This window comes from Thioalkalivibrio sp. ALE30, from assembly GCF_000377465.1.
GTDB lineage: Bacteria > Pseudomonadota > Gammaproteobacteria > Ectothiorhodospirales > Ectothiorhodospiraceae > Thioalkalivibrio.
In genome coordinates this window covers 12027-26613 of the sequence record NZ_KB898178.1, presented here as the reverse complement: position 1 = coordinate 26613, position 14587 = coordinate 12027, and the positions used below count along the sequence as shown (strand labels likewise).

At 66.3% G+C, this 14587-nt stretch carries 15 protein-coding genes; all 15 read left to right on the top strand.

Annotated elements, in window-relative coordinates; translation table 11 throughout:
• The first annotated feature begins 12 nt into the window (after window positions 1–12).
• The 15 genes from D107_RS0112610 (at window position 13) to D107_RS0112540 (ending at window position 14544) form a co-directional block, all read left to right on the top strand.
• Entirely contained in the window at window positions 13–1122 is a 1110-nt protein-coding gene (locus D107_RS0112610) for an efflux RND transporter periplasmic adaptor subunit (protein WP_018881619.1), read from the top strand.
• A gap of 13 nt (window positions 1123–1135) precedes the next feature.
• Window positions 1136–4234, top strand: a complete 3099-nt coding sequence (locus D107_RS0112605; RefSeq protein ID WP_018881618.1) for an efflux RND transporter permease subunit — start codon at window positions 1136–1138, stop codon at window positions 4232–4234.
• A 314-nt stretch (window positions 4235–4548) separates the two neighbouring features.
• Window positions 4549–5970 (top strand): form I ribulose bisphosphate carboxylase large subunit, encoded by a 1422-nt coding sequence (locus tag D107_RS0112600; RefSeq protein WP_018865975.1) that lies wholly within the window; start codon window positions 4549–4551, stop codon window positions 5968–5970.
• A gap of 68 nt (window positions 5971–6038) precedes the next feature.
• Window positions 6039–6371: a ribulose bisphosphate carboxylase small subunit gene (locus D107_RS0112595; protein ID WP_018865976.1), complete on the top strand. Its 333-nt coding sequence runs from the start codon at window positions 6039–6041 to the stop codon at window positions 6369–6371.
• 162 nt (window positions 6372–6533) lie between these two features.
• The gene (locus D107_RS0112590; protein WP_018881617.1) at window positions 6534–9479 is read left to right on the top strand and encodes a CsoS2 family carboxysome shell protein; all 2946 of its coding nucleotides are present in this window, start codon (window positions 6534–6536) and stop codon (window positions 9477–9479) included.
• A 24-nt stretch (window positions 9480–9503) separates the two neighbouring features.
• The gene (locus tag D107_RS0112585) at window positions 9504–11060 is read left to right on the top strand and encodes a carboxysome shell carbonic anhydrase (protein ID WP_051074737.1); all 1557 of its coding nucleotides are present in this window, start codon (window positions 9504–9506) and stop codon (window positions 11058–11060) included.
• 17 nt (window positions 11061–11077) lie between these two features.
• Window positions 11078–11329: a carboxysome peptide A gene (locus tag D107_RS0112580; protein WP_017940626.1), complete on the top strand. Its 252-nt coding sequence runs from the start codon at window positions 11078–11080 to the stop codon at window positions 11327–11329.
• Window positions 11330–11333: 4 nt separating this feature from the next.
• Window positions 11334–11666, top strand: coding sequence for a carboxysome peptide B (locus tag D107_RS0112575; RefSeq protein ID WP_017940627.1), 333 nt, complete (start codon window positions 11334–11336; stop codon window positions 11664–11666).
• A 41-nt stretch (window positions 11667–11707) separates the two neighbouring features.
• Complete coding sequence (locus D107_RS0112570) at window positions 11708–12007, top strand: BMC domain-containing protein (protein ID WP_012982275.1); 300 nt, start codon at window positions 11708–11710, stop codon at window positions 12005–12007.
• A gap of 31 nt (window positions 12008–12038) precedes the next feature.
• Window positions 12039–12332 carry a BMC domain-containing protein gene (locus tag D107_RS0112565; protein ID WP_012982276.1) on the top strand — a complete coding sequence of 98 codons (294 nt, stop codon included), beginning with the start codon at window positions 12039–12041 and terminating at the stop codon, window positions 12330–12332.
• Between the two features lie 67 nt (window positions 12333–12399).
• Window positions 12400–12714, top strand: a complete 315-nt coding sequence (locus D107_RS0112560; protein ID WP_026181393.1) for a BMC domain-containing protein — start codon at window positions 12400–12402, stop codon at window positions 12712–12714.
• A gap of 10 nt (window positions 12715–12724) precedes the next feature.
• Window positions 12725–13147 carry a bacterioferritin gene (locus D107_RS0112555; RefSeq protein ID WP_018865979.1) on the top strand — a complete coding sequence of 141 codons (423 nt, stop codon included), beginning with the start codon at window positions 12725–12727 and terminating at the stop codon, window positions 13145–13147.
• Between the two features lie 35 nt (window positions 13148–13182).
• Entirely contained in the window at window positions 13183–13464 is a 282-nt protein-coding gene (locus tag D107_RS0112550) for a 4a-hydroxytetrahydrobiopterin dehydratase (RefSeq protein ID WP_018865980.1), read from the top strand.
• Between the two features lie 58 nt (window positions 13465–13522).
• On the top strand, window positions 13523–14158 hold the full coding sequence (gene parA / locus D107_RS0112545; protein ID WP_018865981.1) for a ParA family partition ATPase: 636 nt from the start codon (window positions 13523–13525) through the stop codon (window positions 14156–14158).
• Entirely contained in the window at window positions 14155–14544 is a 390-nt protein-coding gene (locus D107_RS0112540; protein ID WP_018865982.1) for a hypothetical protein, read from the top strand. Before parA ends, D107_RS0112540 begins: the two co-directional genes overlap by 4 nt.
• Window positions 14545–14587: the final 43 nt, after the last annotated feature.

The following is a 14587-nucleotide window of genomic DNA, read 5'->3' as shown; positions in this document are numbered from 1 at the left end:
CGGGAGACTTCGATGAAGCGTTTCATCCTGATGCTGGTGGCGGTCGCCATCGTGCTGGGCGGTATCTTCGGCTTCAAGACCTTCGTGGATCAGCAGATCGCGGAGTACTTCGAGGACATGCCGGAGCCGGTGGTCACCATTAATGCCGCCGAGGTCGCGACCGATACCTGGACCCCGCGGGTGCGCGCGATCGGCAGCCTGGAGGCGGTCCAGGGCGCGACCCTGAGCTTCGAGGCGCAGGGCATCGTGCAGGCCATTCATTTCGAGAACGGTGCCCGCGTCGAGGCTGGCGATCCCCTGGTGGATCTCGACACCACCCTGGACGAGGCCGAGCTGGAGAATCTGCGCGCGGCCGAGCGCCTGGCGCAGCGCGAGCTGCAGCGAGCGCGCGGATTGATCGAGCGCAACGACATCTCGGACTCCGAGTTCCAGCGGCGCGTGGCGGAGGCCGAGCAGGCCGCCGCCTCGGTGAAGGCTCAGGAGGCCCGCATTCGCCAGAAGAGCCTGCGCGCGCCCTTTGCCGGGGAGCTGGGCATACGCGAGGTGAACGTCGGCCAGTTCGTGGGTCCCGGCGAACCGATCGTGGTCCTGGAGGCCCTGCAGCCGCTGTACGTGAATTTCACCCTGCCCGAGCGGCGTCTGGGCGAGGTCGCCCTGGGGCAGCAGGTCGAGGTGGAGGTGGATGCCTTCGGTGATGCCTTCACCGGCGAGGTGACGGCCATCGAGCCGCGGGTTCGCGCGGCCTCGCGCATGTTCCGCGTGCAGGCCGTACTCGCGAACGAGGAGGGGCGTCTGCGTTCCGGCCAGTTCGCCCGCGTCACGCTGGATCGCGGCGAGGCGGAGGAGGCCGTGGTGGCGCCGCAGACCGCGATCCGCTTCGCCCCCTGGGGACAGTCGGTGTTCGTGATCGAGGAGGATGACGAGGGCCAGCTGCGGGTGGAGCAGCGTCTGATCGAGACCGGCGAGCGCCGGGGTGACCTGGTGCGCGTGCTGGACGGACTGGAGCCGGGCGAGCGCATTGCCGCCAGCGGGCTGCTGAAGCTGCAGAACGACACGCCGGTGGAGATCACCGAGGACGCCCAGCCCGACGCCGAGCGCGATCCGCGCCCGGCGAATCGCTGAGCGGGGCCCGGCCATGCGCTTTACCGACATCTTTATCCAGAAGCCGGTGCTGGCCACGGTGGTCAGCCTGTTCATCCTGCTGTTCGGGGTGCGCGCGGTATTCGATCTGAACGTGCGCCAGTTCCCCGAGGTGCAGAACGCGGTGGTGACCATCAGCACCGCGTACATCGGCGCCGATGCCGATCTGGTGCAGGGGTTTATCACCACGCCGATGGAGCGCGAGGTGGCCGAGGCCGAGGGGATCGACTATCTGGTCTCCACCAGCCGCGCCGGCATCAGTATCGTCGAGGCCCACCTGGAGCTGGACTACGACCCCAACGAGGCGCTCACCCAGATCTCGGCGCAGGTCGACAAGATCCGTAGCGATTTGCCGGCCGAGGCCGAGGACCCTGTCGTGGATCTCTCGGTCGGGCAGGACGTGGCGGCGATGTACATGTCGTTCTACTCCGAACGGCTATCGAACAACCAGACCACGGACTACCTGATCCGCGAGGTGCAGCCGGAGCTGGCCACGGTCAACGGGGTGCAGCGCGCCGAGATCCTGGGCGCCCAGAGCTTCGCCATGCGTGCCTGGCTGGATGCCGACCGTATGGCCTCGTTCGGCGTAACCGGGCGCGACGTGCGCGAGGCCCTGGAGCGCAACAACGTACTCTCCGCCGTGGGGCAGACCCGCGGCTCGATGGTCGGGCTGGACCTGACCGCGGACACCGACCTGCAGCGCCCGGAGGAGTTCGAGCAGCTGATCCTGTTCGAGACCGACGGCGACCTGGTCCGTCTGGGCGATGTCGCCGAGGTCGAGCTGGGCTCGGAGAGCTACGACACCTCGGTGCGTTTCAATGGCCAGGCGGCGACCTTCGTGGGCATCGAGCTGGCGCCGGACGCGAACGCGCTGGACGTGATCGCCGAGGTGCGTGACGTCTTCGACGAGCGCATCCTGCCGCGGCTGCCGTCGGGGCTGGAAGGCGAGATCGTCTACGACTCGACCGACTACATCCAGAGCGCGATCGACGAGGTGCTGCTCACTATCGGGCTCGCCCTGGCCATCGTCCTGGTGGTGATCTACCTGTTCCTCGGCTCGCTGCGCAGTGTGCTGATTCCCGCGGTGGCGGTGCCGCTGTCCCTGGTGGGCACCTTCATGCTGATGCTGCTGATGGGGTTCTCGCTGAACCTGCTGACGCTGCTGGCGATGGTGCTGGCGATCGGCATCGTGGTGGATGACGCGATCATCATGCTGGAGAACATCTCGCGGCATATCGAGGAGGGGATGTCGCGCATGGATGCGGCGATCCAGGGCGCCCGCGAGCTGGCCTGGCCGATTGTCGCGATGTCGACCACGCTGGTGGCCGTGTTCCTGCCCCTGGGCTTCATTGGCGGGCTGACCGGGACCCTGTTCATCGAGTTCGCCTTCACCCTGGCGGCGACCGTGGTCATCTCCGGGATCGTCGCGATCACGCTGTCGCCCATGATGTGCTCCAAGATCCTGCGCGATGGGGCCGTGGAGAAGCGCGGGCGCATCGAAAGCTGGCTGGATGCGCGCTTCGAGTCCCTGCAGGGCCGCTATCGCCGGCGCCTGCACGGGGCGCTGAACGACCGCTTCACCATTGCGATGTTCGGGGTCATCGTGCTGGTGTCCTGCTACTTCCTGTTCGTGACCTCGCAGAGCGAGCTGGAGCCGCCGGAGGACCAGGGCTTCGCGTTCTCCATCATGGAGGGCGACGCCTACATGGGCCTGGACTGGCTGGAGCGCAACACCGCACTGACCGATCGCTTCTTTGACGAGATCCCCGAGCTCGAGAACATCTTCATCGTGAACGGGTTCGGTGGGGGTCCGGGCATCGCCGGTGCCAGCAACCAGGCCCTGGGCGGCTTCGTGCTCGCGCCCTGGGATCAGCGCGAGCGGGATACCGAGACCATCCTCGAGGAAGAGCTGCAGCCGCGTCTGGACCGGATCCCGGCGCTGGAGGTGTTCGCCATCCAGCCGCCGCAGCTGCCTACCCCGGGCGATGGCGCGCCGGTGAGCGTGGTGCTCGGGTCGACTGGTTCGTTCGAGGAGCTGGAGCAGTTTGCCGACGAGATCGTGGGTCGGGCGATGGAGACCGGGCGCTTCATCTTCATGGATACCGATCTCGACTTCGACCAGCCCCAGGTGGACCTGAAGATCGACCGCGAGCGCGCCGCCCAGCTGGGCATCGACATGGCCACGCTGAATGCCGATCTCGCAACCATGCTGTCCGGTGGCTTTGCCGGGCGTTTCGCGATGGAGAACCGCAGTTATCGCGTGATCCCGCAGGTGCAGCGCAGCGAGCGCCTGAATCCGGAGCAGCTGGAGGAATTGTTCACCCGGACCCGCGATGGCGAGCCGATCCCGCTGTCCAGCATCGTGACGCTGGAGGAGACGGTGACCCCGCGCTCGCTGAAGCGCTTCCAGCAGCTCAACGCCGTGACGCTTTCCGGCGTCCCGCGCCCGGGCGTAACCCTGGGCGAGGCGCTGGACATCATCGACGAGATCGCCGCGGAGGTCCTGCCGCCGGACGTCAGTGTCGACTACGCCGGCCAGTCGCGCCAGCTGAAGGCCGAGGGCGGGGACCTCGTGGTCACCTTCTTCTTTGCCCTGCTGGTCATCTTCCTGGTCCTGGCGGCGCAGTTCGAGTCGTTCCGCGACCCGCTGATCATCCTGACCACGGTGCCGATGTCGATCGCGGGGGCGTTGATCTTCATCAGCCTCGGGGTGACCTCGCTGAACATCTATACCCAGGTTGGCCTGCTGACGCTGATCGGACTGATCGCCAAGCACGGCATCCTGATCGTGGAGTTCGCCAACCAGCTGCAGCGTCAGGGGCGCAGCCTGCGCGAGGCCATCGAGGAGGCCGCGTCCCTGCGTCTGCGCCCGATCCTGATGACCACCACGGCGACGGTGGTAGCTATGGTGCCGCTGCTGATGGCCGCCGGGGCTGGCGCCGGCTCGCGTTTCGCCATGGGGCTGGTGATCGCCAGCGGCATGGCGATTGGCACGCTGTTCACCCTGTTTGTGGTGCCGGCCATCTACCTCTACCTGGCCCGTGATCACCAGACGGCCAGCGGCGCCGAGCCCGCTGCGGACGCCGCCTCCTGAAGCCGTCCGCCCCGACCCGGGCGTCGGGGTCCGGGCGGTCGGTGAAGCCGTCTGTGCAATCCGTCGCGACAAAGGCATGCACGGACTACGGTCTTGGACTACAATCGCAATCCGCATTGCGGCGCGAGCGACGGATTCCGGTCTGGCCGCGCCGCTGCGAACCGAACCCCTGCCGGTCAGCGGCCCTCCCGCTGCCCGGCTTTTATATAAACGATAGTCTATTGGTCGTATCTAGATTATTTATTTGTTATTAGTGATTGCCCTCCCTAATCTAGTCGACCGTCACGATTAACCAACGCGTAGGAGAAAGCCACATGGCCGCCAAGAAGTACTCCGCGGGTGTCAAGGATTACCGCGAAACATACTGGATGCCGGAATACATGCCGCTGGATACCGATCTGCTGGCATGTTTCAAGATCACCCCGCAGCCGGGCATCGACCGCGAAGAAGCGGCAGCCGCTGTGGCGGCCGAGTCGTCCACCGGTACCTGGACCACGGTGTGGACCGACCTCCTGACCGACATGGATTACTACAAGGGTCGGGCGTACATGATCGAGGACGTCCCGGGTGACGACGAGTCCTTCTACGCGTTCATCGCCTACCCGATCGACCTCTTCGAAGAAGGCTCGATGGTGAACGTGTTCACCTCGCTGGTCGGCAACGTGTTCGGCTTCAAGGCCATTCGTGCCCTGCGCCTGGAAGACGTGCGCTTCCCGATGGCCTACGTGAAGACCTGTGGTGGTCCGCCTTCCGGTATCCAGGTCGAGCGCGACAAGATGAACAAGTACGGTCGTCCGCTGCTGGGCTGCACCATCAAGCCGAAGCTGGGTCTGTCCGCGAAGAACTACGGCCGTGCCGTGTACGAGTGCCTGCGTGGCGGCCTCGACTTCACCAAGGACGACGAGAACATCAACTCGCAGCCGTTCATGCGCTGGCGTGATCGTTTCGAGTTCGTGCAGGAAGCGACCGAAAAGGCCGAAGCCGAAACCGGCGAGCGCAAGGGTCACTACCTGAACGTCACCGCGCCGACCCCGGAAGAGATGTACAAGCGTGCCGAGTTCGCCAAGGAGATTGGCGCGCCGATCATCATGCACGACTACATCACCGGCGGCTTCTGCGCCAACACCGGCCTGGCCAACTGGTGCCGCGACAACGGCATGCTGCTGCACATCCACCGTGCCATGCACGCGGTGCTCGACCGCCATCCCAAGCACGGTATCCACTTCCGTGTGCTGGCCAAGATCCTGCGTCTGTCCGGTGGTGACCACCTGCACACCGGTACCGTGGTCGGCAAGCTGGAAGGTGACCGCGCCGCGACTCTGGGCTGGATCGACCTGCTGCGCGAATCCTTCGTGCCGGAAGACCGCTCGCGCGGCATCTTCTTCGATCAGGACTGGGGCTCCATGCCGGGCGTGTTCGCCGTGGCCTCCGGTGGTATCCACGTCTGGCACATGCCGGCCCTGGTCTCCATCTTCGGCGACGACTCCGTGCTGCAGTTCGGTGGCGGTACGCTGGGTCACCCGTGGGGCAACGCCCCGGGTGCGACGGCCAACCGCGTTGCGCTGGAAGCCTGTGTGCAGGCGCGTAACGAAGGTCGCGAGATCGAAAAGGAAGGCAAGGAGATCCTCACCCAGGCCGCCCAGCACAGCCCCGAGCTGAAGGTGGCGATGGAGACCTGGAAGGAGATCAAGTTCGAGTTCGATACCGTCGACAAGCTGGATACCCAGCACAAGTGATCGCCCGAGTGCGGGCGGCCTGACGGGTCGCCCGCACCCTGACAGAACAAGAGCATAGGATTACCGACATGTCCGATATTCAGAACTTCAAGCCGGTACAGAAGTACGAGACCTTCTCCTACCTGCCCGAGATGAACGCCGATCAGGTGCGCAAGCAGATTGAATACTGCCTCGCCCAGGGCTGGAACCCGGCGGTGGAATATTCCGAGAAGGAAAACGCCATGTCCCATTACTGGTACATGTGGAAACTGCCGTTTTTCGGCGAACAGTCCGTGGAAGCGGTCCTTCAGGAAATCGAAGAATGCCGCCGCTCCAACCCGGGCATGATGGTTCGCTTCATCGCCTACGATAACTACGCCCAGAGTCAGGGCATGGCCTTCGTGGTCGACCGCGGTCGTTAAGAGAGGCCCCGGTGCCTGCCGGGCCCGGTTGCGGGCCCGGCAGTTCAGTTCAGCGTTATTTACCGTTGCTGCCGCCAACTGTAAGGAAGTGCCATGAGTAATCCGACATCTGCGTCTGAAGGTCTCTCGGGGCGCGAACGTGCCCTGGAACGGCGCAAGGCCATGTCTCGTAATGGCAAGGCTGCCGTGAAGTCGACCGGCCAAAACAAGGGGAACAGCCGTTCCGCCGCGGCTGCGCAACAGGCGCGCCAGGCGAAAGCGGAACCCGCCCCGGCACCCCAGGCGCGGGAGCCGGAGACGCACTCCAGCGAATCGTCGTCGCCGGTCTCCTTCGAGACCCGCGACACCACCCCCGAGCGCCGCCCCGAGCCGGGCGCGCACGCGGGTGCCTCCAACGGCCGCCAGGCCGCCCTCGAGCGCCGCCAGAAGATGGCGCGCCAGGGCAAGAAGGCCGTAGGCCGCACCAACACGCGAGCGCAGATATCCGGCGGCATGGCCCGCGCCGGCGCCGAGCGTTCGCGCCAGCTCGACGCACTGGCCCAGTCGCAGAACGTCGAGGTCGACTGCTCGAACATGAGCGGTCGCGAGATTTGCCGCCTGCGCCGCCAGGCCCTGTCGACCGACGGCAAGAAGGCCGTGGCGCCGGAGCCCCGGCGGGAAGACCGCATCAAGGGCACCGAGCCGACCGCGTCCGAGCGCAGCGATGCGAAGAAAGACTGCGGCTGCGGTTGCAAGGGCGAGAAGTCCGGGCGTGAAGAGGCCCGCGACACGGCCCCGTCCCAGGAGAACGCCGTGGTCGAGAGCGGTCTCGATCAGCTGTGCGACAAGGTCGAGTCCGGAGGCGAGGCCGCCGGTCCGCACCCGATGATCTCCGAGGTCCGTGCGATCTGCATGGCCCGCCGCGATGCCATGGCGCAGAACGGCAAACAGGCCCTGCGCCGCCGCTTCAAGAGTGGCCAGGCCCGTGGCGCGCTGCCGCAGGAAGGTGCCTGGAAGGCCGCCAAGCGCAAGGGCATGTCCACGCGCGAAGTGGCGCGCCAGCGGCGCGAGGAACTCTGCAAGCTGGGGCGTGGCTCCTCCGAGCCGGGCCGCCCCTGCGGACGTCCGCGTCCGGCGGAGGGCGACGCGCCCCCGAAGGTCGAGGAAGGCACCACGCTGGCCGGCAGCCACGTGAGCGGCACCCAGGTGGAGCGTACCTCCCATGTGACCGGCACCGAGGCGGGCAGCTGCTCGTCGATCACCGGTACCGAGTACCTGGGCCTGGAGCACTACGAGCGCTACTGCGGCGTGCGCCCGGCGGGCAATCCGCCCAAGGTCGGCACCTCGCATACCTCCCATGGCCAATCCGTGAGTGGGACCGAGGTCGGGCGTTCGACCCGCGTAACGGGTGACGAGCGGGGTTCCTGCGAGACGATCACCGGTACCGAATACCTCAGTACCGAGCAGTACGAAGGCTTCTGCGGCACCCGTCCGCAGGCGGGTCCGGCGCGCACCAGTGTGATGGTGACGCGGCATGGTGAAGGCGTGTCGGGGACGTCGGTCGGGCGCAGCCCCAAGGTGACCGGCGACGAGTCCGGGTCCTGCCGCGATGTCACCGGTACCGAGTACCTGAACACCGCCGCCAGCGAGGTCCCTTGCAACAAGGGAAAGCCGAACGGAGCGCCGATGAAGGTCGGCGTCATGCATACCCTTCGCGGTCGTGAACTGACCGGTACCGAAGTCGGGCGCTCCGTCAAGGTCACGGGTGACGAATACGGCAGCTGCAAGCCGGTTACCGGAACCGAATATCTCGGCACCGAACAGTTCCAGGGGTTTTGTGGTACCCGCCCGGAACCGGCGCCGGCCAAGGTCCAGGAGTCGCACACCATGGAAGACCAAAGCGTGACCGGGGTGGCCGTGGGCCGCAGCCCCAAGGTCACCGGCGACGAGAGCGGCTCCTGTGCCTCGCTGACCGGTACGCCGTACTACAACAAGTCCGACTTCGGGGATCTTTGTGATCGTTCGGCAGCCGGAGGCGTGCCCAAGGTCGGCGTGATGCATACCCTGCGCGGTCGCGAGGTGTCCGGTACCCAGGTGGATCATTCCATCCACGTGACGGGTGACGAGTACGGCGGCTGCAAGCCGATCACCGGCACCGAGTACGCCGGCTCCGAGCATTATGACGCCTTCTGCGGCGGCCAGCGTCCGGATGCGGCGCCGGAAAAGGTGACGGTCGGCCGCACCTGGAATCAGCAGGCGGTGTCCGGCACTGCGGTGGGTCGTTCCGCTCGCGTGACGGGTGACGAATACGGCGCCTGCAAGCCGGTCAGCGGCACGGCGTACATCGGGCCCGACCAGTACGACCAGTTCTGCGAGACGCAGGATGCACGGGTCGCCGAGACCCGCGTGGCGGAGCGTCATTCGACGCCGGCCCATCCGGTCTCCGGCAGCCAGCCGGGCTACGACGAACGCGTGACCGGAACCGAGCGCGGTGCCTGTCAGGACGTCTCCGGTGCCCCGTATGTGGGTGCCAACGAGTTTGCCCAGACCTGCGCCAGCGTGGCCGGCAGTCTGCACCCGCGTCTGCGCCCGGAAGGGATGCAGGCTGCGGCTCCGGCGCAATCGGCACCGCAGGTTGCCGAGCGTCCGATGCCGAATGCCGGGTTCAGCGTGGCGACGCCGGCACGGTCGGCAGCGGAACGCCGCGAGCGTGTGACCGGCACTGCCTATGGCACGAGCGGACGCCTGACCGGCTCGATCAACAAGGCCATGGGGCTGGTGTCCGGTACCGAGGAGTTCCGCTACAACGGCGGCCAGCAGGCCGTCGCGGCGGCCCCGGTGGAGGAAGGTCAGAAGGTCGGGGCCGACCGAGTGACCGTGAACGGCAGCAGCAACGGCGTATCCATTACCGGCGATGACTGGCAGCGCGGCGACCGGGTCACCGGCACCGAGGGCTTTTCCACGCGCCGTAACGCGACCCAGAAGGGCAATCCGCGCGGCGAAGGCCGCAGTGCCTACGTGAATCGCGAACTCGAACGCAAGGACGTGCCGCCGAGCAAGATCACGGGTTCCTCCGGGAACAGCGACGCCGGTTCCCTGGTGACGCTGTCCGGCGGGGCGCGCGGCTAAGGCCGGGCGAGGGCACAGAACGCCATGGTGCGAGGTCGTCGCAAGAACAGCACCCCGGGCTCGCGGTTCGCGAAGTCCCGGGCGGTGGCTGCGCGCGCGGCGGCCCCGGCCCCGGCGGCACCGGTTTCCGCGGTGCCACCGGCGGCCCCTACCGGCTCGTCCGGTATGGAGGCGACCCGGGAGCTGCGGCCGGGCCATCCGCTGGCGGATGTGGCGATGAACGAGCGCCTGCATGCCTTCGAGCGGGGGTTCCGCGAGCGCTTTGCGCAGCTGGTGCCGGTCCTGAAGGAAGTGCACGCGCTGCAACACGAGCGCGACTTCGAGGAACGGGCCCAGGCGATTGTGCAGGAGCAGCTGGGTTACCGCCTGCCGGAGAAGGCGCTGGAAGATGCCTGGATCAACGACCTGGACACGCGGGAGCTGTACCTGCACGGGACGTTCGAGCTGTTTGACCAGGTCGTGAACGAGTACTGGGCGGGTCGGGATGACCTGGTCGCGGAGGCGGAAAGCGCGATCGCGTATTTCCTCGACTGCGACTTTCACGAGGTGGACATCTCGCCCTGCTCCGATGGCCGTCTGCTGGGCCTGCGGCGCTTCATCCTGCGCCTTCCGGATCTGGCGGTACGGGTGAAGAGCTATGCCGGCGCGCAGTTCGACATCGAAGAGGATGTGCGCCACTGGACCAAGCGCGAGTTGCTGCGCTTCCGCGAGGGGCGGCCGACGACGGCCGATGTCCCCAGCCGCTATCTGAAGATCGCGGCCTACCACTACAGTGGCGCGGATCCGCTGCATCAGGGTTGCGCGGCGCACGGAAACAGCGAACGCGACGCGGCCGATGGCGCGCTGCACCAGCTGCGCGCGTTTCGCCAGGCGATCGAGAACACCTACTGCTGTGGGGCCTCGGTGGACACGCTGCTGATCGGCGTGGATACGGACACGGATGCGGTGAAGATCCACATCCCGGACGCCGACACGCGGATGAGCCTGTACCGCTTCGTGGACAGCGCGCAGCTGTACCGCGAGACGCAGGGACTGGACGAACAGGCGGCGTCGCTGCGGGTGTACCAGGCGATCCAGGACGCGATCCACCAGCAGGGCTGGGGACGCGGGAACGGGGCCCCGCACGAGGGCATGCTGCGACTGATCTCGCGACTGCTGCTGAACAATATTTCGCAGCTCGACTATGTGGCGCGTTACCACGGGGGGCACTACGCCGACGTGGGCCACCGGGAACGGGTGATCATCGTCGGCCAGGAGATCGAGGAGATGCAGGTGCGGAACTTCGCATACTTCGCGCACCTGGAGACGATGGAAGAGGGCTCCGAAGGTACGGACGTCGGGGTGAACAAGATTTTTCGGAAGTTGAATGTCGAGCGCGGCCTGCCGGTGCCGGTGGTGATTCATTACCGCTATGACCGCAAGGTGCCGGGATCGCGGGAGCGGGTGGAGGCACGCTGCCGTCGCATCCGCGACCAGATCATGGATCGCTATCGCGACCTCGCCGAGAAGGGCCTGATTGGCTGCCACATGGTGATCCGCGACAAGCGTAGCGGAAGCCGTCTGGAACCGCTGGCCGCCTGACGCACACGGGAACGGGAATGAAGATCTGCAAGGTTGAGAAGACGCTGGTTTCGACCAACCGCATCCGCGATCTGGGGCACCGGCCGTTGCTGGTGGTCCAGGAGAAGGCCGGTGGTCCGCGCACCGTCGCGGTGGACGCGGTCGGCTGCGTACCGGGTGACTGGGTGATCGTAGTCGGTAGCTCGGCGGCACGTGAGGCGGCCGGTGACAAGTCCTATCCCAGTGACGCGACGATCGTCGGGATCATCGATTACTGGGAGGAGCAGTAGCTCCATGGAAATCATGCAGGTGCAGGACGAACTGGTGGTGACCCGTCGCGTGGACGGGCTCAAGACCATGTCGCTGCGCGTGCTGGTGGACCAGAAAGGGGCCCTGAACGTGGCGGTGGACACCGTCGGGGCGCATCCGGGCAACTGGGTGTTCACCATCAGTGGCTCGGCCGCGCGCTACGCGCTGGACGACAACAGTATTCAGACCGATCTGACGATCGGCGGCATCATCGACCACTGGGACGATGGTGGAAAGAAGACGGAAGGGTCGAAGGACGAGGCAGGACGAGACCAGACCGATGCACAGCGCTCTGCTGGTTCCCGCAAGGCGGCGTGAGCGTCATTTTTTGAAAAACTGTAACTCCAGGAGAGAAGACAATGGCAACTGAACGTTTTGGTGTGGCGCTGGGCATGATCGAGACCCGTGGTCTGGTGCCGGCGATTGAAGCCGCGGATGCGATGACCAAGGCCTCCGAAGTGCGCCTGATCGGTCGTCAGTTCGTGGGCGGTGGCTACGTGACCGTGCTGGTCCGTGGCGAAACCGGTGCCGTGAACGCTGCCGTGCGCGCCGGTGCGGATTCCTGCGAGCGTGTGGGTGACGGCCTGGTGGCCGCGCACATCATCGCCCGCGTGCATTCCGAGGTGGAAAGCATCCTGCCCGAGCAGGTTGAAAAGTAATTCATCTGTAACGCTTGATAGGAGTTGAGTAATGGCTAGCGAAAACTTTGGTGTGGCCCTCGGTATGATCGAGACCCGTGGTCTGGTGCCGGCGATCGAAGCCGCCGACGCGATGACCAAGGCCTCCGAGGTGCGCCTGATTGGTCGTCAGTTCGTGGGCGGTGGTTACGTGACCGTGCTGGTCCGTGGCGAAACCGGTGCCGTGAACGCCGCGGTGCGTGCCGGCGCGGATTCCTGCGAGCGCGTGGGTGACGGCCTGGTGGCCGCGCACATCATTGCTCGCGTCCATTCCGAGGTGGAAAACATCCTCCCGGAAAAGCCGTAACTCGCGGTAGTCGAACGCCGTCGGGCCCCGGTGGGTCCCGGCGGCTTTTTTCAAGAAGAGGTAGATGATGGCTAGCGAAATTTCTGGTGTGGCCCTTGGCATGATCGAGACCCGCGGTCTGGTCCCAGCGATCGAGGCCGCGGATGCGATGACCAAGGCCTCCGAAGTGCGCCTGATCGGTCGTCAGTTTGTCGGCGGTGGCTACGTGACCGTGCTGGTCCGTGGCGAAACCGGCGCCGTGAACGCCGCCGTGCGTGCGGGTGCGGATTCCTGCGAACGCGTGGGTGACGGCCTGGTGGCCGCGCACATCATTGCGCGTGTGCATTCCGAAGTGGAAGGCATCCTGCCGACGGCCCCGACCGCCAGCGGTTCGGCCAGCTGAGGCGACATCCATGTCCGATCCACGGATCGTGGGATACCTGAACCGCGCGGTGGCGCACGAGCTGTCGGCGGTTCAGCAGTACTTGGCCCAGGCGCGGCTGACCGCGATGTGGGGTATGAATGACGTGAGCGACTGCCTGCGTCGGGATGCCCAGGAAGAGCTGGATCATGCGGATCGCTTCATGACCCGCATGTTTCACTACGGGGTCGCCCCGAACGGCAGCCAGCTGGCGCCGGTCCGGCTTGGCCGCTCCATGGCCGAGCTGATGGCCCGCAACCGCGAGCTGGAGATGGAGGCAGTCCGTCTGTATGACGAGGCTGCTGTCTACTGCCGGCGCGTAGGCGCGGTGGACGATGCCGCGTTGTTCGAGAGCATCCTTGAGGATGAGCTGGAACACGTGCGCGAGATCGACGCCCAGGGCAGTCCCGCGTGATGCACGCGGACGCGGCAAGACGAGCGGAGTAGGCAATGGCGGATACCGATCTGGTGGTTCCGGCCGGGTGGGAGCCCGGCAAGGGGACCTCGGCGTCCATGAGCAAGCAGTTCACGTTCGAGCGCTACGGCATCACCCGGGAGTTTCTCGACCGCGTGGCCGAGCTGTCCGAACAGGACGGGTATCATCCGAACATAAGCTTCGGAACCACGTACGTGAACATCACGATTGACGCCCGAGACGGCGAGCAACTGGGAGAGGGCGACAAGGCCTTTGCCCTGGAGGTGGATCGCCTGGCCGCTGCCACCACCGGCTGAGCCGGGGGCATACTTGACGGGCCGGGCCGTCCCGGCCCCTTCCGCAGGAGGCTGTTGCGTGGGTTCGAGGGTAATCGCGGTAGTCAATCAGAAGGGCGGTACCGGCAAGACCACCCTGACCATGAATCTGGCGGCCGGGCTGGCGCGCCGGGGTCGCACCCTGGTAGTCGATGCCGACCCGCAGGGCTCGGCCGCACAGTGGGCTCGCATGGCCTCGGATGAACGGCCGTTCCCCGCATCGGTCTTCGCGGTAGCCGGGCCCCTGGATCGGGAGCTGAAAGCGCTGCGCAAGGACTACGAGCACATCGTGGTGGACTGCCCGCCGACCCTGGAGGGCGGTGCGGTCAATGGCGCGCTTGCAGCCTCCGACGAGGTGCTGATCCCCGTGCTGCCGTCTCCGGTCGATTTGTGGGGCAGTGTGCGGATGGGCCGGGGGCTGGAAGAGGCGCGCCTCAAGAACCCCAGCCTGCGCCCGTTTATCGTGGTCAATCAGCTCGAGGTCCGCAGTGCGCTGTCGCGCGCGATGAAGCATGCACTGATGGAGATCGATATCCCCGCCCTGGAGCAGACGCTGCGCCGGCGGGCCATCTATCGGCGCTCGGCGCTCGAGGGCTGTTCCGTCTTTGATCTGGGCAAGCCCGGCGAGGCCGCGGCGGCGGAGATCGAAGCCATCATCGAGGAGGTGTCGCAATGAGCAATCTGCAAGACAAGCTGGCAGCCGGCGTGCGCAGTGCACGCGAGGATCAGGACAAGGATAAGAGCCAGGACGCGGCCGCCAAGCCCGAAGCCTCGGCCCAGAAGGACACCAGCCAGGAGCCGGCGAGCAGCCAGCCGCGGGCCGCGGCCAGCACCAAGACCGCTGCCACCAAGAAGGCGGCCACCACAACCCGCAAGGCACCGGCGCGCAAGCGCACGACCACGCGGAAGAAGCCGGCCGCCACGCCCAAGTCCGGCGCATCGGCGCAGTCCACGTCCACCAGCCGGAAGTCGGCCGCAGCGAAAAAGCCGGCGGCAAAGAAGACGCCCAAGGCGGACAACACCGGAACCGAACTGCATCCCGAGCGGATCTGGCCCGACTGAGGGCTGCGTTCCGGCGGCCGGGGCTTGCCCCGGCCTTTCTGAT